This is a genomic window from Roseibium algae, from assembly GCF_037783265.1.
In the GTDB taxonomy this organism is placed as follows: domain Bacteria; phylum Pseudomonadota; class Alphaproteobacteria; order Rhizobiales; family Stappiaceae; genus Roseibium; species Roseibium algae.
The window spans coordinates 39442-63918 of the sequence record NZ_JBAKIA010000006.1; the positions used below are offsets into that span (position 1 = coordinate 39442).

18 protein-coding genes are annotated in these 24477 nt (G+C 54.6%); 11 read left to right on the forward strand and 7 right to left on the reverse strand.

Annotation, left to right across the window (positions count from 1 at the left end):
• Positions 1 to 36: 36 nt before the first annotated feature.
• On the forward strand, positions 37 to 2379 hold the full coding sequence (locus V6575_RS11175) for a mechanosensitive ion channel family protein (protein ID WP_340274412.1): 2343 nt from the start codon (positions 37 to 39) through the stop codon (positions 2377 to 2379).
• Positions 2380 to 2437: 58 nt separating this feature from the next.
• Here the strand turns inward: V6575_RS11175 and V6575_RS11180 are convergent, their stop codons facing one another.
• The gene (locus tag V6575_RS11180) at positions 2438 to 2734 is read right to left on the reverse strand and encodes a DUF1127 domain-containing protein (RefSeq protein WP_340274413.1); all 297 of its coding nucleotides are present in this window, start codon (positions 2732 to 2734) and stop codon (positions 2438 to 2440) included.
• A gap of 168 nt (positions 2735 to 2902) precedes the next feature.
• Here V6575_RS11180 and V6575_RS11185 point away from each other — a divergent pair, with 168 nt between their 5' ends.
• From V6575_RS11185 to V6575_RS11205, 5 genes are all read left to right on the forward strand, one after another.
• Entirely contained in the window at positions 2903 to 3805 is a 903-nt protein-coding gene (locus V6575_RS11185; protein ID WP_340274414.1) for a LysR substrate-binding domain-containing protein, read from the forward strand.
• 153 nt (positions 3806 to 3958) lie between these two features.
• On the forward strand, positions 3959 to 4969 hold the full coding sequence (locus tag V6575_RS11190) for an ArsR/SmtB family transcription factor (RefSeq protein ID WP_340274415.1): 1011 nt from the start codon (positions 3959 to 3961) through the stop codon (positions 4967 to 4969).
• 2 nt (positions 4970 to 4971) lie between these two features.
• On the forward strand, positions 4972 to 5886 hold the full coding sequence (metF, locus tag V6575_RS11195; RefSeq protein WP_340274416.1) for a methylenetetrahydrofolate reductase [NAD(P)H]: 915 nt from the start codon (positions 4972 to 4974) through the stop codon (positions 5884 to 5886).
• 21 nt (positions 5887 to 5907) lie between these two features.
• Entirely contained in the window at positions 5908 to 9636 is a 3729-nt protein-coding gene (metH, locus tag V6575_RS11200; RefSeq protein WP_340274417.1) for a methionine synthase, read from the forward strand.
• 154 nt (positions 9637 to 9790) lie between these two features.
• Positions 9791 to 10408: an FMN-dependent NADH-azoreductase gene (locus V6575_RS11205; protein ID WP_340274418.1), complete on the forward strand. Its 618-nt coding sequence runs from the start codon at positions 9791 to 9793 to the stop codon at positions 10406 to 10408.
• A 109-nt stretch (positions 10409 to 10517) separates the two neighbouring features.
• Here V6575_RS11205 and V6575_RS11210 read toward each other — a convergent pair whose 3' ends face one another.
• Complete coding sequence (locus V6575_RS11210) at positions 10518 to 10835, reverse strand: hypothetical protein (RefSeq protein ID WP_340274419.1); 318 nt, start codon at positions 10833 to 10835, stop codon at positions 10518 to 10520.
• A 943-nt stretch (positions 10836 to 11778) separates the two neighbouring features.
• Here V6575_RS11210 and V6575_RS11215 point away from each other — a divergent pair.
• Complete coding sequence (locus V6575_RS11215; RefSeq protein ID WP_340274421.1) at positions 11779 to 12771, forward strand: DUF2336 domain-containing protein; 993 nt, start codon at positions 11779 to 11781, stop codon at positions 12769 to 12771.
• Here the strand turns inward: V6575_RS11215 and V6575_RS11220 are convergent.
• Positions 12768 to 13388, reverse strand: a complete 621-nt coding sequence (locus tag V6575_RS11220; RefSeq protein ID WP_340274422.1) for a LysE family translocator — start codon at positions 13386 to 13388, stop codon at positions 12768 to 12770. The two genes, V6575_RS11215 and V6575_RS11220, sit on opposite strands and share 4 nt — an antisense overlap.
• Positions 13389 to 13452: 64 nt before the next feature.
• On the opposite strand from V6575_RS11220, the gene V6575_RS11225 reads away from it, so the two are divergent.
• Positions 13453 to 14250: an extensin-like domain-containing protein gene (locus V6575_RS11225; protein WP_340274423.1), complete on the forward strand. Its 798-nt coding sequence runs from the start codon at positions 13453 to 13455 to the stop codon at positions 14248 to 14250.
• 96 nt (positions 14251 to 14346) lie between these two features.
• On the opposite strand, the gene V6575_RS11230 is transcribed toward V6575_RS11225, so the two are convergent.
• On the reverse strand, positions 14347 to 14811 hold the full coding sequence (locus V6575_RS11230; protein WP_340274424.1) for a BA14K family protein: 465 nt from the start codon (positions 14809 to 14811) through the stop codon (positions 14347 to 14349).
• Positions 14812 to 15012: 201 nt separating this feature from the next.
• On the opposite strand from V6575_RS11230, the gene V6575_RS11235 reads away from it, so the two are divergent.
• Positions 15013 to 15783 carry a HugZ family pyridoxamine 5'-phosphate oxidase gene (locus tag V6575_RS11235; RefSeq protein WP_340274425.1) on the forward strand — a complete coding sequence of 257 codons (771 nt, stop codon included), beginning with the start codon at positions 15013 to 15015 and terminating at the stop codon, positions 15781 to 15783.
• Positions 15784 to 15989: 206 nt separating this feature from the next.
• On the opposite strand, the gene V6575_RS11240 is transcribed toward V6575_RS11235, so the two are convergent.
• Positions 15990 to 17738, reverse strand: coding sequence for a methyl-accepting chemotaxis protein (locus V6575_RS11240; protein WP_340274426.1), 1749 nt, complete (start codon positions 17736 to 17738; stop codon positions 15990 to 15992).
• 352 nt (positions 17739 to 18090) lie between these two features.
• On the opposite strand from V6575_RS11240, the gene V6575_RS11245 reads away from it, so the two are divergent.
• Both V6575_RS11245 and V6575_RS11250 read left to right on the forward strand, forming a co-directional pair.
• Positions 18091 to 18282, forward strand: a complete 192-nt coding sequence (locus tag V6575_RS11245; protein WP_422785564.1) for a hypothetical protein — start codon at positions 18091 to 18093, stop codon at positions 18280 to 18282.
• A 292-nt stretch (positions 18283 to 18574) separates the two neighbouring features.
• The gene (locus tag V6575_RS11250) at positions 18575 to 19054 is read left to right on the forward strand and encodes a helix-hairpin-helix domain-containing protein (RefSeq protein ID WP_340274427.1); all 480 of its coding nucleotides are present in this window, start codon (positions 18575 to 18577) and stop codon (positions 19052 to 19054) included.
• A gap of 148 nt (positions 19055 to 19202) precedes the next feature.
• Here V6575_RS11250 and V6575_RS11255 read toward each other — a convergent pair whose 3' ends face one another.
• Both V6575_RS11255 and V6575_RS11260 read right to left on the reverse strand, forming a co-directional pair.
• Positions 19203 to 22787 (reverse strand): hydantoinase B/oxoprolinase family protein, encoded by a 3585-nt coding sequence (locus V6575_RS11255; protein ID WP_340274428.1) that lies wholly within the window; start codon positions 22785 to 22787, stop codon positions 19203 to 19205.
• Between the two features lie 147 nt (positions 22788 to 22934).
• Positions 22935 to 24422, reverse strand: coding sequence for a glycosyltransferase family 39 protein (locus tag V6575_RS11260; RefSeq protein ID WP_340274429.1), 1488 nt, complete (start codon positions 24420 to 24422; stop codon positions 22935 to 22937).
• Between the last annotated feature and the right edge of the window lie 55 nt (positions 24423 to 24477).

Consider the following 24477-nt stretch of genomic DNA (forward strand, 5'->3'; position numbering starts at 1 on the left):
TTTGAAAAATTGATTATGGCTGGGGAGTCAAACCTAATGCAGAATTTGATTGGTCACTTGAAGTGGACCAAAGGTACGTTCAATCGAATGGCACTTCTAACGTTTGGGCAATTGGTTCTGCTCCTCTGTTTGACGATCTCACCCGCTCCTGTTGACGCGCAAGGCATTGTTGGTCTTTTGCGCTCACAGGAAGCACCGGCGGCTGAGACAGCTGAACCTGAGAAGGCTGCACAGCGGGAAACGCTCGAAGAGGCGTCTGTTGCGGCTGAAGCCTCAGTAGAAAAATATGGCAGGAACGCACTTCTCGCCCGCGATGTCATGAGAGAAATCGTCGGGAACGCACCAGGTCTTGGAGATGCAATCGAAACGACATTGCGATCCAAGGGCGCAAACGGCGGTCTTTATTGGTTGTCATCAACCTTGATGGTGGTGGCGATCGCCATTGCGGTTGGCCTTGCGGCCTACAGTCTGGTTCTATCCTGGGGAAGGCGTCAATTCGCGCATCTCTATGAACAAGAGGTGCATCAGCGCGCCGACAAGGTCGGATATCTGTTCCTGAGAGCCATTTTAATGACCGCAGGCCTTGTGGTGTTCGTCTGCGTTTCTGGGCTGTTGCTGCTGTTCTTGAAGCTGGGGTCTGAGAGTGGGCAACAGACGGCTTTTGTCATTCTGGGCGTGATGACTTTGTTCCTGTTTCTCAGGATCGTGTTCTTGAACCTGCTTGCGCCTTATTCTCCAAGCCACCGTCTTTTCCCGATGGCCGATCATCATGCGAAGGGCCTGTATCGGAGCATGCTCATTGGCATTGCTGTGTCGGCGATTGTGCTTGCCTTGTGCAAGTGGATGGAAAAACTCGGCCTGCCGGTCAATGCGCATAAGTTGGCGTTGATTGGGGCCGCACTGCTGTCTTGCTTGATCCTTTGCGGAATTGCGATTGTTTATCGGAATGTTCTTGGTGCCTTGATACGGGGCAGGGCAGGCGAGGCCGCGCCGCTGTGGCGCAGGGTCATCTCAAAGTCCTGGCATTTGGTTGCTGTTGTTTATTTCCTGATCGCTTGGGCTATTTCCTCGGTCCGCATTCTTCTTGGTCTTCCGGACGCCACAGGCCTTGTTGTGGCTCCGCTTGAGACGCTTTTGATCACTCTGGTTGTATATGGCCTGCTCATTCTGTTGATTGACCGTGTCTTGCTGCCAAGGCTTGATACGTCTTCGGCACAGGCCGTGATTGCAGACGACATTCGGCGCGCAGAAAATCTGGAAGGCGAAGATCTCGACAGTGAGGGAACCGAGGCTCAGGCACGCGCTGAGGCAGCTGAGCGTGAAGCCCTTCGATCTCCTTTCCGCCATCTGTTGGATCACGGTGCAACAATCCTTGTGATGTTTGGGGCCGTCGCCCTTCTGGCGCGGCTTTGGGGCGCGCCTCTTGCCAATGATGATTCCACTCTGGGCGGTATTGTCCAGGTTCTGCTGATCGCCTTTTTCGGCTACATGGCTTATAAAGCTGTCGAGGTCTCGATTGACGGCCAGATTGGAAAACAGGGGCCGGGTGAGGATAAGGACGAAGAGGCCGAGGTTGGAGGGGCTGGTGAAAGCCGGATTTCGACCCTACTGCCCATTCTCCGCAATTTCCTGCTGATCAGTATTGTGGCAATTTCTGTCATGATTGGCCTGTCGCAGATTGGCGTCAATATTGCGCCACTCTTCGCCGGTGCCGGTGTTGTCGGTCTGGCCATCGGCTTCGGTGCCCAGACGTTGATCCGTGACATTTTCTCAGGCGCTTTCTATCTGATGGATGATGCCTTCCGGAAAGGTGAGTACATCGATATCGGCAGCGCCAAGGGTGTGGTTGAGAAGATCTCGATCCGGTCGATGCAGTTGAGGCACCACCGTGGCGCCCTGACGACGATCCCGTTCGGAGAAATCCAGCATGTGCAGAATTTCTCCCGTGACTGGGCGATTATGAAGCTGGCGTTCCGTGTCACCTACGACACGGACGTGGAGAAGATGCGCAAGATCATCAAGAAATTTGGCCAGTTGCTGCTGGATGATGAATATTATGGACCAATGTTCCTGCAGCCGCTGAAGTCCCAGGGCATTTTGTCCATGGAAGATTCCGCCATGATCGCGCGGGTGAAATTCATGACCAAACCGGGCAAGCAGTTCGAAGTGCGCAAGGTGGTCTACGTCGGCCTGCAGGAACGCTTCGAAGAAGCGGGCATCAAATTCGCGCACAAGCAGGTGACGGTTCGGGTCGCGCCTCAGGATGGGGATGAAACCGCAACACCAACAGCTGCTGGCGCAGCTGCCGCCGCCTCACATGCCGTTGCCGGAGCTGCAGCAGCAGGCATGATTGAGGATGAGGAAAACGCTGAAAACTAAAAGTCTCTTGGGTGGCGGCGCCTCTGTGCCGTCACCCGGAATCAGGAAGTCTTGAACGTCAGGCGCGCCAAAATGGCTTTGCCGCTTCTCGTTCGATATCTGCGCGGTTCAATTTCAGATCCGCGAAGACGCTGTCCGGCTCGCTCAGGAGTTCGGAATGCAATTGGCTCCGGGTTTGGGAGCGTTTTATCCAAAGTATTAGATAGCTGTAGGGTGCCGACCAGATTTTGGCTGGCAGTCGGTTGAGAGACGTTGCCGCAAAATCTGAAAGCTGGCGCCAGAACGGAGAACCGGCTGGTGCCTCTGATGAGGCCGCTTGGTGAGCTTGAGGGAAAAACAGGACCTTGGCTGGCATTTTGATCTCCTTGTCGTTTGAACAAGAAATGCCTGTTGTCGAGGCGATAAGCTAACGAGAAATACGCGCCAATTCGTGAGAAAATGGAACTGATATTTTCTCGTCATCTGGGCGATCTAAAAGCCATTGGAAATTCTTTGTGAGTTTTTCGCTCAGACAGGAGATCCCATGCGCCGACTGCCTCCACTGACGTCCTTGCCCGCTTTTGAGGCGACGGCACGCCTTGGCTCGATGAAGCTGGCGGCCCAGGAACTGGGCCGCACCCACAGTGCGGTTAGCAAACAGATTGCCCATTTGACCGATGAACTGGGCTTGCCGTTTTTTGAAAAAGACGGGGTTGGTGTTGCGTTGACCGCCGAGGGCCAGCAATTGGCCGCCGCTGTCAGTCAAAGCCTTGATGGATTGGAAACCGTCTGGGGCGACATGAAGGCGCGTGCTGAAAGTCCTGTGCTGAATATTGGCATCAGCGCCACTTTCGCGATGCGTTGGCTTGTTCCGAGGCTTGCCCGCTTTTACCAAAGAGAACCCGGTGTGCAGGTGAACTTTCGCATGACGGGGCGCGAGTTGCTGCCTGAAGGGGAAATGGACGCCATCCTGACATGGGATCGCCTGCAGTGGGACTTCTGCGAGCGGGAGGACATTGAGGTGGTTGGCGATGTTGCATTCGGATTGGTCCATGCTCCAGGCATGGAGCTGACAGAACAGGGCGATGGATTTCACGTTCCAACCCGTTTCGTGCAAGACATATCGCGGGGCACCTGGAAGACCTGGGAAGACAAAGCCGGGATCAGGGTCAGTGCAGAACAGACCATCAGCTATCCTCATACTTTCCTGTCGCTTGAGGCTGCGATCGCCGGGTTGGGGGCGGTAATCGCAGAATGGCGTTTGGTTGAGCAGGATGTCCAAGAGGGCAAGTTACTGGCGCCTTTTGGATTTCTGACGATCGCAGATGGATTCGGGGTGATTTTACCGGTGCGAGGGCGCAAACGACGTGCGGTGAGGGCTTTCGTCGCCTGGCTTGCCGATGAGGGCTTTATGAAAAATATTCCGGAATTGAGAACGGATCCCTAACCCCCTTCAGTTCATATTGATGCCTGTATGGCTTTGATGAGTGCAGAATGACGACATTTACAGTCATTTGCTGATAGTGCTTGTGCGGTCAAAATTCTTCGTATAAAGATATCTTTATATCGTGAAGTGGTAAGTTGGTCGGAACAAACGAGCATGACGAACAGGCAAAACCTATCTGTAGATGGCACATTGGGGGCCCTTCGCGCCGTCGGTGAGGCCACTCGCTTGCGTTTGATAGCCCTTCTTGCCGAGAGTGAGCTGACTGTTAAAGATGCAACAGCCATTCTGGGGCAGAGCCAACCTCGCATTTCCCGCCATTTGAAACTGCTGGCTGAAGCCGGGTTGATCCTGCGTTTCCCGGAAGGCTCGTGGGTTTATTATCGCCTTGCAGATGGTCCTGCTGCTGATTTTGCTCGTGATCTGGTTGCACGGATTTCCGCCGAGGATCCTGTCCTGGCGGCGGACCGTGAACGGTTCCAGACAATCAGAAAGACCAAGGCCGAAGAGGCCGCAGCCTATTTCGCGCAGAAAGCTCAGACCTGGGACACCGAACGTTCCCTGCATGCAGCCGACAGCGACGTTGAAAAGGCGCTTCTGGCATCTCTGGGAGATCGGCCATTTCAGAGCTTCCTGGATCTTGGGACCGGCACAGGTCGTCTTCTCGAATTGCTATCAGATCGCTATGTCTCGGCTCTGGGCGTTGATGCATCTCACGACATGCTGACTGTTGCGCGGGCCAATCTGGCGCGCAGTGGATTGACCAATGCCCAGGTGCGGCACGGCGATATCTACGCGTTGAATGTGCCGCCGCGCTCATTTGACGTTGTGGCAATCCATCAGGTTCTGCATTTCCTGGACGATCCCGCCCGAGCCCTTGCTGAGGCAGCGCGGGCGCTGCGGCCCGGTGGGCGTCTCATGATCATCGATTTCGCGCCGCATGAACTGGAGTTCTTGCGCGAGACACACGCCCATCGCCGTCTGGGGTTTGGCCACGACCAGATGAAGCGCTGGGTTGAAGCACTCGATCTGGAGATGGAGCAGGTCACGGACCTTGCCCCGCAAAATGACGACGATACCAATTTGACAGTGACACTCTGGCTTGCCCGGGACCCTCGTATCGTGACGGACCTGCCGGTAGCCGACCCCACACGAGAGGTTGCCTGACCATGCCCGATACTTTGACCAACCGCCTGTCGCGCCAGTCCGCTGTCGGACCAATCACGGCATCCTTCGAGTTCTTTCCTCCAAAATCCGAGAAGATGGCGGAATCTCTTTGGTCCACAGTCGAAAGGCTGGCTCCACTGGCGCCTTCTTTTGTCTCCGTGACTTATGGGGCCGGTGGTTCAACGCGGGAGCGGACCCACAAGACGGTGGCTCGGATCCTTGAAGAAACAGATGTTCTGCCTGCCGCTCATCTGACATGCGTTGGAGCCTCAAAGGCCGACGTTGATCATATCATCAAAGAGTATTGGGATATGGGCGTGCGCCATTTGGTGGCTTTGCGCGGAGATCCTCTGGAAGGCATCGGGGCGATCTACAAGCCGCATCCTGAGGGGTATGCCTATGCGTCTGATCTGGTCGCGGGCATCAAGGCAATTGGTGACTTCGATATTTCTGTCTCAGGCTATCCTGAACGTCATCCTGAAAGTGGCGACTGGCAGATGGAGCTCGACAACCTCAAGCGTAAGGTTGATGCGGGTGCGGATCGGATCATCACCCAGTATTTCTTCGACAATGACCTGTTCGAAGCCTATCTGGAAAAGCTGGCGAAAGCCGGGATCTCGATCCCTGTTATTCCAGGCATCGTGCCAATCCATAACTTTGAGCAGACCATGACGTTCTCAGCCAAGTGCGGCACATCCATCCCGGATTGGCTGGCTCGGCGCTTTGCGGGTCTGAAAGACGACCCTGATACGCGCAAGCTAGTGGGCGCGGCGATTGCCTGCGAACAGGTCATGGACCTTGTTGATCGCGGCATCTCCGATTTCCATTTTTACACAATGAACCGAGCTGATTTGACCTATGCGATCTGCCACATGCTTGGTATGGGCAATCACGTTTCAGAACAGCAAGCTGCCTGATTGGTCCGGAAGGGTATTCTATTGAAAAAGAGTGATGCGTTTGATCGTCTGAACGAGGCGGCGGCTTCCCGAATTCTGGTCCTCGATGGGGCCATGGGCACGGAGATCCAGCAGCTCAAGTTCGATGAAGCAGCCTATCGTGGCTCTCGCTTTTCGAACTGGCCGTCTGATGTGAAGGGCAACAACGATCTTCTGAGCCTCAGCCAGCCAGATGCAATCCGGCAGATCCACGTCGATTATCTGAATGCGGGCGCAGACATCGTTGCGACCAATACATTTTCATCTACGACGATTGCCCAGGCCGATTACGGCATGGAAGAGCTGGCCTATGAGCTGAATGAAGTCAGCGCGCGTCTGGCTCGTGAGGCTTGCGACATTGTTGAAGCACAGGATCCGTCGCGCAAACGCTATGTCGCTGGTGGTCTTGGTCCAACCAACAGAACGGCTTCAATCTCGCCTGATGTGAACAATCCGGGCTATCGTGCCGTCAGTTTTGATGATCTCCGGATCGCTTATGCCCAGGCTGTACGCGGCCTGATCGCTGGTGGTGCTGATCTCATTCTGGTCGAGACGATCTTTGATACGCTGAACGCAAAGGCCGCGCTGTTCGCAATTGACGAAGTCTTTGAGGAAGTCGGGCGCAAGCTGCCGGTCATGATTTCCGGCACGATTACGGATCTGTCCGGACGGACGTTGTCTGGCCAGACGCCGGAAGCATTCTGGAATGCGGTCTGCCATTCAGAGCCTTTGACCATCGGCTTGAACTGCGCCCTTGGTGCCAGGGAAATGCGCGGCCATATTGCCGAGCTGTCGCGTGTGGCGGCGACGCTTGTTTGTGCCTATCCGAATGCGGGTCTGCCAAACGAGTTCGGTGAATACGACGAGAGCCCGGAGCATATGGCCGGGTTGATCCGGGAATTTGCTGAAGCGGGACTGGTCAATGTTGTTGGGGGGTGCTGCGGCACGACGCCAGCACACATCAAGGCGATCGCCGAAGCCGTTAAAGGTCTGGCTCCTCGCGTTCTGCCGGATGTGCCAAGGCATATGCGGCTGTCCGGTCTTGAGCCATTCACGCTGACGCCCGAGGTGAATTTCGTCAATGTGGGCGAGCGCACCAACGTCACAGGCTCGGCCCGGTTCCGCAAGCTGATCAAGACAGGTGATTACAACACCGCTCTTGAGGTGGCGCGCGATCAGGTTGAGAACGGCGCCCAGATCATCGACATCAATATGGATGAGGGGCTTCTGGATTCCGACGAAGCCATGGTCATCTTCCTCAATCTGATTGCGGCAGAGCCTGACATCGCCCGAGTGCCGATCATGATCGACAGTTCCAAATGGACTGTGATCGAAGCGGGCCTGAAGTGCATTCAGGGCAAGGGCATCGTCAACTCCATCTCGATGAAAGAAGGCGAAGAGGCGTTCATCGCGCAGGCTAAGCTTGTGCGTCGCTATGGTGCTGCCGTTGTCGTCATGGCCTTTGATGAGCAGGGCCAGGCCGATACCTACGCGCGCAAGACCGAGATTTGCGCAAGATCCTACAAGATCTTGACCGAGATTGTTGGATTCCCGCCGGAAGACATCATCTTTGATCCGAATGTGTTTGCGGTTGCGACCGGCATTGAAGAGCACAATAATTACGGCAACGACTTTATCGAGGCGACGGGCTGGATCCGTGAGAACTTGCCGCATGCCCATGTGTCGGGCGGTGTGTCCAACCTGTCGTTCTCGTTCCGTGGCAATGAGGGCGTGCGAGAAGCCATGCACTCGGTGTTCCTGTTCCATGCGATTGCCAAGGGCATGGACATGGGCATCGTCAACGCCGGTCAGCTTGCGGTTTACAACAAGCTTGAAACCGAGTTGCGTGATCTGTGCGAAGATGTGGTTCTGAACCGATCAGCCGAGGCGACGGATCGTCTACTTGAAGCTGCGGAACGCTGGAAGACGGGCGGCGGCAATAAGCGAGTTGTCGATCTGACGTGGCGGACATGGGATGTCGCCAAGCGTCTCGAACATGCGCTGGTCAATGGCATTGACGACTATGTTGTCGAGGATACAGAAGAAGCGCGTCTCAGCTTTGACCGGCCTTTGCATGTGATTGAAGGCCCGCTGATGGACGGCATGAATGTTGTCGGCGATTTGTTCGGCTCGGGTCAGATGTTCCTGCCACAGGTGGTGAAGTCGGCGCGTGTGATGAAAAAAGGCGTGGCTCACCTGATGCCCTTCATGGAGAAGGAAAAGGAAGAGCAAGGCCTGACTGGACATTCTTCCGCTGGGAAAATCCTGATGGCGACGGTGAAAGGCGATGTCCATGACATCGGCAAGAACATCGTTGGCGTTGTGCTTCAGTGCAACAACTTCGAGGTCATCGATCTTGGGGTGATGGTGTCGGCTGCGAAAATTCTGGAAGTGGCCAAGGAAGAGAAAGTCGACATCATTGGCCTCTCCGGCCTGATCACACCATCTCTTGATGAAATGTGCCATGTGGCGGCTGAGCTGGAACGCGAGGGTCTGGATGTTCCGCTGTTGATTGGCGGGGCGACGACAAGCCGAATTCACACAGCCGTTAAAATCGATCCGAATTACGACCGTGGGCAGGCAATCTACGTCACAGATGCCGGACGTGCTGTCGGGGTGGCATCACGTTTGATGAGTGAAGGTCAGCGCGCGCCATATTTTGCGGAAGTGCGCGAAGAATACGTCAAGATTGCTGAAGAGCATGCCAAAAGCCGCGGTGGTGGCCAGCGTGTCTCTATCGAGAAAGCGCGCAACAACCGCATGACGGCTGATTTTGCAGCCCATCCTCCGGTGAAACCGTCGTTCCTGGGCACGAAGGTGTTTGAGGACTTCCCGCTGGAAGATCTGGTGCCGGTGATCGACTGGACACCGTTCTTTTCAACCTGGGAAATCAAGGGCCGCTATCCGGAGGTTCTGACAGACAGCCGATATGGCACTGCGGCCACAGCGCTTTACGACGATGCACGCCGCATGCTCGATGAAATTGTCGAGAAGAAGCTCTTGACCGCGCGCGGTGTTGCAGGTTTTTGGCCAGCTGCCGGACGAGATGAGGATATCGTCCTCTACACGGATGAAAGCCGCACAACTGAGAAAACTGTCCTGCATGGTCTACGTCAGCAAATGACCCGCACCGCCGGTGGGCGTGCGAATGTTGCCTTTGGTGATTTCGTGGCCCCGGTAGCCAGTGGCATTCAGGACTGGATTGGCGGCTTTGCGGTGACGGCAGGTCACGGCGAAGCGGAATTGGCTGCGCGGTATGCCAAGGCTGATGATGATTACAACAAGATCCTCAGTCAGGCTCTTGCCGACCGCCTTGCCGAAGCCTTTGCGGAGCGATTGCATCAGATCGTACGCAAGGAGCTTTGGGGCTATGCGGCGGATGAGGCCCTTTCCAGTGCGGATCTGATTGCTGAAAAATATCAGGGCATTCGCCCGGCACCTGGATATCCGGCTCAGCCGGACCATACTGAAAAAGCAACGTTGTTCGAGCTGCTGGACGCAGAGAAAGCAACCGGCATCAGCTTGACTGAAAGCTTTGCCATGTTGCCAGGCTCCTCTGTCTCCGGGCTGTATTTCTCCCACCCGGAAAGTCACTACTTTGGGGTTGGCAAAATCGAACGGGATCAGATCGAAGACTATGCGGCGCGTAAGGGCTGGACGGTCGAACTGGCGGAACGCTGGCTGGCTCCGATCCTCAACTATGATCCTCGCCGGCTTGTCGCTGCCGAGTGATCTGGTTGTTGATGACGGTGAATTGGTGATGGTCTTCGGTGTTGGTCGACACAGTGTTCACCAACATAGACCTAGTTACACTGCTGTGTGTAACTTATCTCTTTCCTGCATGTGAAATTGGCTCGGCTTCGGCCGGGCCATCACCTTGGAGAGAATGATGACGACCTCTGGTAAAACAATTTTGAAAGTCGATGCTTCCGCGCGGCGCGATGGGTCAATGACCCGCGATCTCTCTGCTGAATTGGTCGAGCGCCTGGTTGACGCGGCTGCGGGTTCCAATGTGATCAGCCGGGATGTTGCGTCAGGGCTGCCTTTCGTTGACGAAGCCTGGATCGGTGCGAATATGACTGATCCGTCTGAGCGTTCTGCTGAACAGAATGCCGTATTGGAGCTGTCTGATACGCTCATCAGCGAAGTCAAATCCGCTGACGTTCTCGTCATCTCCGTACCGATCTATAATTTCGGCATTCCTGCTTCGCTGAAGGCGTGGATCGACCAGATCGCACGCGCCCGTGAAACATTCCGCTACTCTGAAAATGGGCCGGTCGGTTTGCTGGAGGGCAAGAAAGCCTATCTTGTTTTCGCTTCTGGCGGTGTTCCTGTCGGCTCTGACTACGATCTGGCGACCAGCTATATGCACCATGTGCTTGGCTTCATTGGCATCACAGATGTAACGGTTGTTGCTGCGGACCAGCTTATGATGGTGGATGTGGCAGAAAAGCGTGCCGCTCTGTCAAAAGAGATCAGCGAGCTGGTGAGCAAGGCAGCCTGATACGTTTTATCGACAGTCTCAAAAGTCAAAGCCCTGCCGGGCGGCCCACCGGCAGGGTGTATATTTTACTACCAAGATATCCAAGTATCGGGGTGATCGAGATCTAGCCCTAGCGGTTGTCTGGACCTTTGGCGATAAACGAGAAGTGGCGGTCTGTTGGATTGCCACTGGCGTCGCCGACGATGGCTGTCGCGCCGTCTTTATTGAGATCAGGGAACACAATGTTGTCCAATGTGCTTTGGTTTAAATTGCCCCATAACACTTGAGATCCAATAATCGCCGGGATGGCTGAAAAACTGCTATTAAACTGGATCTGATAGGTCCCCGTCGCTGCCTTCACGATTTTAAAATTGTTATTTCCGTCACGGTCCTGGCTTCCGGACTTGATGTTGCCGTCAGCATTCACAACGCCCCAAACAGTTGTCATTTCATTTCTCCTTGTCAAAAGTGATAGTACCCGTACAAGGACGGTCAAAGAGATGTTGTGTGAACTGTTTGTGCCTTTTAAAGAGCAAAGCTCCATTCTAAATCAGGCCGGTTTGCGCAGCGCCTCTTGTGGTTGTGATTGTAGTCGTGGCGATGCGCCTAGGGCAGTTGTTATACCGAGATGGAAAAGAAACGCATTCCGGAACTTGCGGCTGAATTTTATAATGAGTGCTGACGCGATATAAACTTTCAGATGCGTTTAAACACTTGGGCCACTAAGGATGGTGATCCTTTAGGCTGTTCTCAGCTTCGTCATACACATTTTACCGACTCCTGACGCTTACACGACGCCAAGCACAATGGCTCCGAGGAATGCAAAAGCGATGAGAAAGGCAATCATATTCAAGTTGCGCGTTAAGGTCATGGTAGCCTCCCGTTAACCGTGCCGATACATTTTAGATTATATGCGATTGATTTGGTCAAGCGAAGGGAAAATGTTGCTGCACTGCAAACAGAACGTCTCATCGAGATCGTTTTTACGTGCTTATGGGGAATTTTTTTCTTCGACTGTAATGCCTTGCTGCTTTCAACCTATTCAGTAATTAAATAATTTAACGCATGCAAACCGATCCGGTTTACTCACGTACTTGTGAGTGTAATTCTTCATTTGCTTTAACAATTATCGTTATTTTTACCTATAAGTGACATTCGTGTGATTGATCACATTAACGTTACGTCATGGCCTTTGGCTTACTGCACGTATCTATAATCGAAAATAGCTCTTGAAAGGGCAAAGCATGCTTAACCTGAGCAAGTTAGCTGAACTTGCCAAAGATGTTAGCAAAGGTGGCCGAAAAAGCTTGGTATTGGCTTTGAGTGAAATGTTCGTTTCGTCAGGGCAAGAGCAAGCTGAACAGGTCAGCGTTATGTTTGGCGAAATAGTCATGAACGTCCTCGATCAATTGGAAGAGGAAACGCGCCTGGCGTTATCAAACCAGGTTGGTACACACCCCGCCGCTCCGAAAAAACTTGTAACGAAGCTCGCTTCGGACCAGTTCTCGATTGCTGAAAATGTGCTGATGAATTCGCCGGTTCTGGGGTCGAAGGAGCTGGAGGGCATTGCCGAAGTTGGATCGCAACAGCATCTGGACGCGATTGCCCAACGGGATTCTCTTGACGAGAAGATCACGAGTATTCTTGTTGATCGCGGCAACCGCCAGGTTTTGACGCGGGTTGCGACCAATAAGAACGCGCGCATGGCCAGCTTGACATTCGCTCGGCTAGTGGAAAAAGCTAGGGCTTCTCCGGACATCCAGGCGGCTCTCCTGGAGCGTAACGACATACCAGAAGAGGCTGCCCGGAATCTGGCTGGCTTTCTGACTGACGAACTCATGGATCGTGTGACTTCCCTTGGCGGGGATAGTGTTCTGGCTGATGCTTTAGCTGAACGCGCTGCCGTGGAAGTCAAGACCCGTGCCAGTCGGCTTGAAGCAAGTCGTAAGGAAACTCTGCAAATTATTGAAGACGTCTGTAATCAAAAAAAGAGTCTTGATGATGCTGTCTCTTATTTTGCGAAGTCTGACCGCTCAGCTGAACTTGGCATTCTCCTGGCGAAGGTCAGCGATCTTCCCATTTCGGCAGTGTCCCGTTTGATCTACAGCAAATCTGACAAGCCTCTGATGATCCTTTGTAAGGCAAATGGTGTTGCGGATGATGTGTTCAAACACATTTTGACGATGAGGGCGCGCCACCTTCAAAGCACCACCGCCGAGCTGACTGATGCGATTCAGCGTTATGCGACTCTGCCTCTTTCTGGAGCCAAGAGGTCATTGGAAAAGTTGCGTATATCCAGTCAATCCCCCCCAACGAAGGCCGGGCATGCCAAACCCGACGATAAAGGGGCCTTCAGGCGGATTAAAAAGCCTAGGAGCGCTTAATTCCTTTGAAGGGTTGCCGTCATTGCTGCTGCGGCCATCAGGAAGCCTCCGCCAATCCGATTGGTCATTTTCATCACGCGAGGCGAGCGGAAGCGGTTGCCGACTTCGGAAGCGGCGAATGCATAAATGCCGGCATTCAGCACTCCCAAAATGACGAACGTGCCTCCGAGGAGGATCAGTTGGGGTGTCACGGGAGCGTTGGGGGCGATGAAGTGCGGCAGGAAGGCCATGAAGAAAATAATGCCTTTCGGGTTCAGGGCCGTCACCACATAGGCATGCAAGAAGACTTTGCGGGCTGGGGCTTCACTCACCTGATGCGGCTCCAGCGCACCGGGCCTGCTGCGCCACATCTTGAAGCCGATCCAGAACAGATAGACAGCACCCACCCATTTCAAAGCGCTGAACAGCAAGGCAGATGTGGCCAGCACAGCTCCCAGACCCAAAAGCGAAACTGTGGCGGCTGTCGCATCACCGAACCCAACCCCCAGAACACTTGCTGAGGCTGATTTTCGCCCCTGAGCCAAGGCATAACTGACGACCAGCATGATTGTTGGTCCCGGGATTGCCAAGACGATCATGGTTGCAATCACGTAGCCAGTGTAAAGTTCCAGGGTCATGAAACCTAAATCCCTCTCATGTCAGATTCGTCCAGGTTATCATGAATAAAAGCGGGAGAAAACAATGTCTCTTCAAGCGGCAAGCAGGCGCGGTAACGCGGTTCTCCTATGGCTCACGGTTTCGGTTTGCCTGTTGGTTTCGGGGGCAGGGACCTTGTCTGCGATGCCCGGCAAGGTGGGGGTCCCTTTGCCCAAGCCGATTGCAGCGCTCGCCCCGGAGCGATCACTGCCGCCACAGAGGAAGGCTGCTCTGCCGCCACAGGACGCTCCTGGAGAGGTGGAGGCCCCGGTTTCCGTCGATGCTTCTGTGTGTGCGTTGCGCAATGCCAAGTTTAAACCCATGCCGACCGTTGAAGGTTTTTTGAAGGGAAACCGAGACGCTGGCTGTGGGTTCTCGCAAGCAGTCTCTTTGATTGGAACGGTAGGAAAAGACGAAATTGCTTTCATTCCTCCGCCAACGTTGGGCTGTGAGTTTGCCGATGATCTGTCTGATTTTCTGGCGGGACCGGCAGCCAGAATCGCACGACGCGTGATGGGCGCGAATTTGTCTGGCTTAAGGGTTGGCCCTGGTTATGTCTGTCGCCGCCGGAACAATCTTCCAACGGGGAAACTGTCAGAGCATTCCAAGGGGAAAGCGCTGGATATAACAGCCTTTGTGTTGGCTGACGGGCGAGAAATCTCTGTGGACAAGGATTGGGGAACGCAGAGTGATGAGGCTATCTTTCTGAAGCAGATTCATGCCGGTGCCTGCAAAGCGTTTACAACTGTTCTTGGGCCGGATGCGGACCCCAATCACAAATCTCATTTCCACTTCGACAGTGGCTGCCACGGCAAATCATGCACTTATCGCATTTGCCAATGATTTTGTGAGAGGTGAAGAAAAAACTGGCCCCGACAAAAAGGGCCATCCGGTTGGACAGCCCTTTTTGGGAACTCTGTTGATTGGCTTTACCTGTTTCTACTGACAGAACTTCTGTACGCCGCTGTAAGTGGTGTATGTGCCGGTGTTTGGATTGAAAGACCGGAACTTGTTTGTGCAATAGCGATACCAGGCCGGGCTCCATGGCTGTGCGCCATAACCTGCGCCGTGAATGGTTCCGCGATGCGGGGCTGGTGGATAGTAGCCTCCAGCGGGTGCCGGCGGATAGTAAGTGCGCGGCGGTGCAGCGCGGCTTGGCCCGCTTGTAGCACCGAGCAGAATTGCGCCAGCCGCAAGGCCGATGACACCTGCAGCAACGGCAATGCCGACATCATTGTTGTGCTTTTTCTTCTGGTGATGGCCACGGTTCGGGCGGTGGTCCCGGTGATGTCCGCCGCGGTGGTCACGCCATCCGTTGCGCTGGCCTGCCTCAGCCATTGTGATGGACGGCAAGAGGATTACGCCGGAAAGGGCAATTGCGAGAATGCGCTTGGTCTTGGTCATGTCATGCTCCTAAACGTCACTGTTGGGTTGTGGCCCTTTGGCGCTGCCCCGTGTTCTGATGATGCGACTATGCCAAAGAGGGGCTGAACCGGTTCTGAGGTTCGCGTTCATCTGGCGTTCAGGTTGCTGGCAAGGCGTTTGACTTCGCACTTGGGCAGGATATCAAGAGGCGATTGAGATTCGGCGCGCAGGAGAATGGCCATGACAGTGGAAACAGGTGGCGAGAAGAAAAAGGACGTGCTTCGGGAAACTGACGATGAGGCCCGCCGACTCGCCAAGGGTCTTATGCGCACTGCGCGTTTCGGTGCGATTGCTGTGCTTGAGCCAGAGACGGGGCATCCGTTGGCAAGCCGCGTTGCAGCGGTTACGGATATGGATGGAACGCCGTGCATTTTGATTTCAACACTTTCGGGTCACACCTCAGCCCTTCTGGCAGACCCACGTTGTTCTCTGCTCCTAGGAGAGCCTGGTAAAGGTGACCCTCTGGCTCATGCGCGTGTGACGCTGTTTTGTCGGGCTGAGCGCCTGGAGCGGGGCAGCATCAGCCATGAGCGCGTCCGACGCCGGTATCTGGCACGTCATCCCAAGGCAGCGCTCTACGTCGATTTCGGAGATTTTGCCTTCTTCCGTCTGGCTGTTGAACGAGCCAGTCTCAACGGCGGTTTCGGAAAGGCCTATGCGCTGAAGCCGAACGATCTGATCCTGGTACCTGAAAGCTGGAGCGATCTGGCCGGTTCAGAGGAAGGTGCTGTAGGGCATATGAATGAAGATCACAGCGATGCGATCAAGCTCTATGCGCAAGTGCTTTTGAACCAACCTGAAGGCAATTGGATACTTGCGACCCTCGATCCGGAAGGTATGGATCTGCAGGCTGGAGATCGGGCAGCACGGCTCTGGTTCGATACTCCGCTGACCAGTATGGCAACACTGCGCCCGGTTCTTGTTGAATTGGCCAAAAAGGCGCGGGCATAACAGCAGGCGAGTGCGCGCTCCTGAGACGCGCAGGGGAGGGGCATTCAGCCAGCCACGATCTCGCGCTGTCTATATCGTCGAGCGAGACGGTCTGCACGGCGCACGGGAACGCGAAACCGCTGGCCTTGGCTAAGGTTTAACCCCGTCGGCCTCTGAAACCACTGCAGCCCGCACAAAGTCATTCCAGTGGCTCGCAGGTTATGCAGTCAAGCAGCGCGGATGGTGGTCAGGAAGCGATCCAGTTCCCCGTTCAGTGTGTCGGATTGATGGGACAGGTTGCTAACGGTCGACATGAGCTGTTCGGCGCTGGCACTGGATTGGGTGGCTGCGTGGCTGACGTCCGTAATGCTGATCGTGATTTCCTCACTGCCAGCGGCGACGCCGTTCGTGTTGCGGGCGATCTCCTCGGTCACAGCGTTCTGCTCTTCAACTGCAGAGGCAATCCCGGTCACTTGTTGGTCGATGTTGGTGATCGCGGTGACAACAGCCTGGATCGAATTGAACGTTTCCTCTGATCCGCTTTGAAGCTGATTGACAAGATCGCTGATGTCTTCCGTGGCCTTGCTGGTCTGTGTCGCAAGAGCCTTGACTTCAGATGCGACGACAGCAAATCCCTTGCCAGCTTCCCCGGCTCTGGCTGCTTCGATTGTCGCATTGAGAGCCAGAAGGTTGGTCTGCTCCGCAATCTCGTTGATCAACTGGACCACATTGCCGATGCGCTGGGCAGCATCGGACAAGCTGGTCACTGACGTGGAGGAGGAGGATGCTTTGTCACGGGTGGTTGAGGTTTCGCCCATGGCCAGGGTTACCTGTCGGCTGATCTCCTGGACTGAGCTCGACAATTCCTCGGTTGCTGCTGCCACTGTCTGGATGTTGACGGTGGCCTCAGTCGCTGCTGCTGCGACTGTGTTTGAGCGTTCTGATGTCTGGACCGCACTTGCAGACAGGGAATTTGCGGTGCCTTCAAGCTCGTGTACTGCTCCCGAAATTTCATTGGACACGGCTTTCACTGTCCGTTCGAGCTCATCTGCCATGCGCAGGGTCATTTCGCGCTTTTCATTTGCGATGCGCTCTTCTTCCTCTTCGGCTTCTTTGCGCAGGCGATTGATCTCGATCATCGCGAGTTTGAATTTCTCGAAAGCCACTGCGACTTCACCGATCTCGTCGCGGCTCTTGACGTTAACCGAGACACTGGTGTCTCCGCCGGCCAGGCTGGTGAGTGCAGAGGCGACCGAGCGTAACGGACGGGAGATGCCACGTTGAGCGAATAGAAAGGCGATGAGCGCCCCCAGGACAGTCGAAACGGCTGAGACCATGGCCAGTTGAACTACCCCGTCTTTTTCATGTTCAAGGGCCACGGTGGTTGAATTTGCCGTGAATGCTTCAAGGTCCTCCATAAGGGCGACCATGGCATGGTCGAGATTGTCTTCCTCGACCTTGACCTTTTCCGCCAGGGCCGACGCGTTTTGATAATCATTCGCCTCGACCAAAGCGATGATCTCTTTCACATGATCCTCAAAAGTGAGGTGCTCTGTTTCGATGGACTGCAGCTTGGACAGAACAGTCTTGAATTTTTCGCGTTCGGTGTCTGTCTGCGCGTGATCCAGCGCTGATTGGGCGAGATGCTCGCTTTCCTGAAGTTCTCTATCGACCTGATGTGCGAGCTGGACAAATTGCTGCTCCGTCTTGTCCAGTTCAGATCGGTCGCTCCCACCGGGAACACCGGCAAGTCTGAGCATACGTTCAACGAGAATGGCCTGTTGCAACTGGTGAGTTGTCACAGAGCTTACGGCCTTCGTCAGCGGGATGTTGTCGGTAGCAATTGCAGTGAGTTCTTTACCGATGTTGTTCATCTGTAAAATGCCAATGCCCGCAACAGATATGGTTGCTAAACTTACAAGGGCAACTAAAGATAATATTTTTGAAGACACACTTCTGGTTCTTAGCAATTTCATGACTGAAACCCTTGATTATATAGTTCTGTATCTTCAATTAGAGGTATTACATCGTTAAAATTTCATGACCGTTTTAGACGTTGTTTGATAATTAAACTGAAATTTTATATTCATAATATTTGAAATAAAATTAATATTGGTTGTTTTTACATATGTGTTTTACTTTTGGATGAATTGTTTCGATTTTTCTTGATAAGTATTTTATCTAATCTTAAGTGAGATATTTGGCGGCTGAACCCTTTGTGAACTTTTGAACATGCAGGTGGGGTGGGAACTCGCCTAGAATATCGATAAATGTATATACATTGCATAATCATTTGATGTGCATTACGCTTTTCTTGGAAGTGAGGCCGTGATGGGCGAACAACGAATAGAGACGAAAAAAAAGAAGAAGGTGAAGAAGGACAGCCAATTGGTCATTCGCATCAATGGCGAGGAAAGAGACCGATTTGTCGAGTTATGCGATGAGCTCGATACGAGTGCTGCTCGGGAAATCCGAGGCTTTATCCGCGAGTTTCTTACTAAAAATCAGCAGTCTGGCTGAATGCTTCTGAACCTTAGAGCACTGTAGAATAGGAGACCGGGACCATTTCGAAGAAATCCAAAATCAAAGAGCTGAAAAAAGAAATCAAAAGCCGCATGAAGAAAGTGGCGAAACAGGAAGGCAAGCTTGAAGCAGCCAGAGAGGCTTTGAAGAACACAGCTTGACGCATCAGCTGTGCCGCTGGCTGGCAACTCTGCTGGAGGACATCCTCTCATTGCCATTTTCAAGCGGCTTCAATGCTCTACTCAAACTCTGATTGTTTTATATGGAAGTGTAGTTTTAAGGAAATAATATGTCATCAATCTCTGAGGTGAAGGGTGTTGGACCTACCCTTGCGGCGACCCTCGCCGGAAAAGGTGTCGATACGGCTGAAAAGCTGATCAGCATGCCGATGGACGATCTTCTCGCAGTTCCAGGCGTTGGGCCATCGCGCGCCAAGCTGCTGATTGAAAATGCAAAATTAATAGCGAATAATGCAGGTGCGGCAGGCAACACCGTAAAAAAAGAAAAGGCATCGAAGCCGGTTTCTGAAGTCCGGGTAAAGCCAGTAAAGGCTGTTCAAGAGAAAGCCGTAGCGCCAAAACCGGAGGAAACGAAGGTCGAGGAAGCCAAGCCTGAAGAAACCGCGTCTGATAAACTCGGGGCTGGGGAAAACAAGTCCAGGCCGACTGCCAAGGAGCTTCGCAAGGAGGTGAAGAACCGGTTGGCCAAGCTGAAGAAGCAAAAGGCGAAATTGAAACAAGCCAAAAAGGCTCTCAAGAAAGCCCGATAGAGCTCCATGCTCTCTAAAACGTCGGCTGTGCAGACCCTGGGCAGACCCTGGTATCTAGGTCAGATACTATGATGATCCACTTGATCGATTGACCTCCCCGACCGAACAGGTGTTCGGCCGAGGTGGTATCGTTCTCTGAGACAGGCCTTTAGGCCTTGCCCCACCCGCCTGCGGTCGGGGTGATTACGGTGACAGCTTCTCCGGCTTCCAGAATGGTCTGGTCACAGCCTTTCAAGACTTCAACCTTGCCATCCAGACGGCGGACTTCCGTGCGACCCAATTCGCCGTCTTCGCCGCCTAGCATGCCCTTTGCCTTGAGGGTTCGGTGCGATGCAAGGATGGCGCAGTCCATGCGTTCCAGGAAGCGTAGTGTCCGCTTGGTGCCATCGCCAGCATGCCATTTTCCCTTGCCGCCAGAGCTTTTGCGAATGTGGAAGTCTTCCAAAAGCACCGGAAAGCGGAACTCAAGGATTTCCGGATCGGTCAGGCGTGAATTGGTCATGTGGACATGGACGCCATCGGTGCCGTTGAAACCTGGGCCTGCCGGAGATCCGGAGCAGATGGTTTCATAATACTGATAGGTGTCATTGCCGAAGGTCAGGTTGTTCATCGTGCCCTGACTGTTCGACATGGCCCCAAGAGCTGCAAACAGCGCGTTGGTCACATGCTGTGAGGTTTCCACATTCCCGGCGACGACGGCTGCTGGATAGGATGGCCTCAGCATGCAGTCATCCGGCAGGATGATGTTGATTGGCTTCAGACAGCCCGCATTCATCGGGATATCGCCTTCGACCATCACGCGGAAGCAATAGAGCACTGCGGCGCGTGTGACAGGTTCAGGGGCGTTGAAGTTGTTCGGCTTGACGCCGGACGTTCCGGTGAAATCGACCGTGGCTTCGCGCTTGTTCTTGTCGACGGTGATCTTGACCTTGATGATAGAGCCTTGATCGGTCGGGTATTCAGTTTCGCTGTCTGTCAGCGCAGAAATGACCCGGCGCACGCTTTCCTCAGCGTTGTCCTGAACATGGCCCATGTAGGCTTGGACTACATCGAGGCCAAAATGGCTGACCATCTTGCGCAGTTCCTGGGTGCCTTTTTCATTGGCGGCAATCTGCGCCGACAGATCGGCCACGTTCTGGTGCGGGTTACGGGCCGGGTATTTGTGATCGGTCAGGAGATCCACCAGCTCTGCCTCGCAGAACCGGCCTTCATCAACGATCTTGAAGTTGTCGAAAAGGACACCTTCTTCATCGACGGTGGTGGCCAGCGGGGTCATGGAGCCGGGAGCCGAGCCGCCGACATCTGCGTGGTGACCTCGGGAGGCGGACCAGAACAGGATTTCCTGGCCTTCATCGTCAAACACCGGCGAGACGACCGTGATGTCCGGCAGATGGGTGCCGCCGTTGTAGGGCGCGTTCAGGGCGAAGACATCGCCGGGCTTGATCTTGCCCTTGTTGAGTTTGATCACGGTTTCCACGGACCGATCCATGGAACCCAGATGCACTGGCATATGCGGCGCATTGGCAACCAGAGCGCCGTCTGCATTGAACACCGCGCAGGAGAAGTCCAGCCGTTCCTTGATGTTGACCGAATAGGCCGTGTTCTGCAGCGTGACGCCCATTTGCTCGGCGATGGACATGAAGAGGTTGTTGAAGACCTCCAGCATGACCGGATCGGCTTTGGTGCCGATGGCATCTGCCCGCTCCAGCGGCACAACTCGGTTCAGGATCACATGATCCTTGGCGTTGATTTGCGCATCCCAGCCCGGTTCCACAACGATGGTGGCGTGGGGTTCGATGATCAGGGCAGGGCCGGCAACGCGCATGCCTGGCTTCAGGACGTTTCGGGCATAGATGCTGGCGTCATGCCAGTCGCCATCTGAGAAGAAACGCGTGGTCTTTGTCGCAGCAGCATCATCGGAGCTGAGCGTATGATCTGGCTCGGCAATGCCTGCGCCGCCGCCAAATGTTTCCACTTCCAACGCCTCAACGACAACCGGCTTTTCCTGATAGGCAAAGCCGAACTGCTTTTTGTGCGCATCTTCAAAAGCTGCGCGCATTTCCGCAACGCCGCCAAGAGTCACTGGCAGCGGCGTGTCCGTGCCGTCATAGCGCAGATGCGCGATGGTGCGGGTTTCGCGGTTTGCTGCTGAAATGCTCTGGGCTTCGAGTTCTGCCTCTGTCACGGCTGCCAATTCGCCGCGCAGTTTGGCGAGTGCGGGCAGAAGGGCTTCTTCAAGGGTCTTCACGACAGCCATCTGGCGGTTGGCGCGAATGTCAGCCAGGCCCATGCCATAGGCCGACAGAATGCCGGAGAACGGATGCAGGATCACGGTCTTCATGCCGAGGCTGTCGGCGACCCGGCAGCCAGCCTGTCCGCCCGCGCCGCCGAAGCAGGTCAGGGCGTAGTCGGTGACATCATAACCGCGCTGCACCGAGATTTTCTTGATGGCATTGGCCATGTTCTCGACGGCAATCTTCAGGAAACCGTCAGCGACAACTTCTGCTGATCGGCCATCGCCAATTTCAGATGCCATCTCGGCGAATTTGGTCTTAACCGCGATATCGTCAAGCGGTTCGTCTCGGTTCGGTCCGAAGATCTTCGGGAAGAAATCTGGGGCGAGCTTGCCAGTCATCAAGTTGGCATCGGTCACGGTCAAAGGACCGCCACGGCGATAGCAGCTTGGTCCGGGGTTTGCGCCTGCGCTGTCCGGCCCGACCTGGAAACGGCCGTCCTTGTAATGCAGGATCGAGCCGCCACCGGCCGCAACCGTGTGGATCATCATCATCGGCGCGCGCATGCGCACACCGGCGACTTCGGTCTCAAAAGCCCGCTCGTAGTCGCCATCGTAATGGCAGACATCGGTGGAGGTGCCGCCCATGTCGAAGCCGATGATCTTGTCGAAACCGGCCATGCGGGAGGTTTCAACAGCACCGACAACGCCGCCTGCAGGGCCGGACAGGATCGCATCCTTGCCCTGGAACAGGTCGGCTGCCGTCAAGCCGCCGGAGGACTGCATGAACATCAGGCGTGGGCCTGCGCCCAGCTCATCCTGAACTTGCTGCACATAGCGGCGCAGGATCGGCGACAGATAGGCATCGACGACGGTGGTATCGCCACGGCCAACCAACTTCATCAGCGGCGAGGCTTTATGTGAGATTGAGATCTGCGGGAAGCCGATGTCCTCGGCGATTTTTCCGAGCGTAACTTCATGGTCCGGGTAGGCGTAAGCGTGCATCAGGACAATAGCGATGGAGCGGATGCCATCATCATAGGCGCTCTGCAGGGCTTTGCTAGCTGCGGCTTTATCCAGCGGCTTTTCAAGCGTGCCGTCGGCGCGAATACGTTCACTGATCTCGTGGACTGCTTCATACAGCAGTTCGGGCTTGATGATTTCCTTGGCGAAAATATCCGGACGGGCCTGATAGCCGATCTCCAGAGCGTCGCGGAAGCCCTCCGTGATGAACAGCGCAGTGCGTTCGCCCTTGCGCTCCAGCAGTGCGTTCGTCGCCACTGTTGTGCCCATCTTGACGGTTGCAATCTGGCCAGCTGGGATTGGCGCGCCGGTCTCAATACCCATCAGTTCACGAATGCCTTGGATGGCGGCATCGCGATAGGCTTCCGGGTTCTCTGACAGAACCTTGTGGGGGTGAATGCTGCCATCCGGGGCTCTTCCGACGATGTCGGTAAAGGTGCCACCGCGGTCGATCCAGAAATCCCACATTGCCGTCATTTCAGTAACCCTCTTGTCGGTTCCAGGTGTCTTTTGCCCTGGTTTTGAAAACTGGTGTGGAGTGAGCTTAGAATAACGATGACAAAATGTCGATAAATTATAAATGAAAATATTGAGGCCGTTGTCCGCAGTGGTGCTCCGGCAACTTTACTTCACTGAATTGGCTTCGTTTGAGAGGCGGATGAGGGTCAGGCCACTTTCGCCCCAGCCGAAGGATCGCCATCTGCCGGTCTCAATATAAAAGGGCGGGCTCTGGCCGAGAATAGCGTCCATCTCAGCCTGACTGCTGTGGGCGAACAAGAGCCAGGTTTCCGGACCTTTCAGGCTGAGCAGGCTTGTCAGGTTGTTTGTGTTATCCAGCGTTTGGACGGCTTGTTGTTCGCGTAGATAATAGGTCAGAGCAGGCAGGGCAAAGCCCTTGTGAAGCAGGAGAGGGGCCTCATCCTGTCTGCCTTCAATATAGATGTAGGTTATGTCACGCCACTGCGGTCTGATTTTTTCCGCCAGGGTAAAAGACAGCGGTTGAGCCGTCAGCCAGAACGTCAGGGCCATGAGGGCAATGGGTCCGATCCTTGTGCCAAGTCGTGAAGCACCAGCTGCTGAGAGCAGCAGCAATACTGGCCAGGAGGCGATAAGATAGCGGTCGAACAGAATCGGCCTGAGCAGGATCGACAAGGCATAGGCGATGACAAATGATCCGAAACAATAGGCCGCCAAAAGCCAGACTTCGTTCCGCCTTGCTCCAGATTGGGCTGACTTTTGTGTCTTGGGAAGAATTGCAACAAGGCAGAGCGCGACAAGCGCCAGAAACAGATATTCCGAACCGGCCATGTCCCTGACCATGACGGTGAGGAATTGCCAGTCAGGAGTGGCAATCCAGAAGCCATTGCTGACCACATCCTTTGCGCGGGTTGCAAGAATGACGAGCCAAGGCAGGAACAGGCAGGTCGCAGCGAGCAGAGCCGCGAGGGCGCGCAGTTGCGCTTTCCGATTTATCTTGTCTGGCTCGGCGTGTCCCAATGCCAGTTGCAGCAGAAGAACACTGCCGACACATGCGATGGCAAAGGTTGCATAGATATGGCTGTAGAGAAAGGCCGCCCCGAAGAAAGCTGTCAAAAGGGGCCAGATTAACCGCCCACCTTGAAGCGTTTTGAAGAGCGCAATCAGAAACGCCAGTCCCGTGAAGGCGAACAAGGCATACATGCGGGCTTCTGTCGAAAACCAGATGTGAAATGGAGACAGCGCGAGCAGGAGAGCGGCAAGCAGCCCGGTGTTTTGATCGAACACCAGTTTGCCCAGCTCGTAGATCAGCCAGATAGAGACAATGCCAGCCACCGCCGAGGGAAGACGCAGTGCAAATTCAGTGTCGCCCAAAACGGGCATGGTGAGCCAGAGCAGGAGATTATGCAGTGGAGGATAATTGTCGGAGGCAACGCTGGTGACGAGGTGCGCCAAGCTGCCGTTCGACTGGCTCCATGATACCGCCTCGTCATACCACAGGCTGGTTCTGTCCAGATGCCACAGGCGCAGAACAGCGCCAATGATGAGAACGGCACTGAGGGCGAATTGGTGGCGATCTGGAGTGCGCCAAAGCCTCTTTCCCATATTCTCTGTGTGATGTTCTTCAAGTGACATCTGCTTGTGCGGGCCTCTTATTCTTCCCGTATAATCTGAATCAACCGAGCGGGCT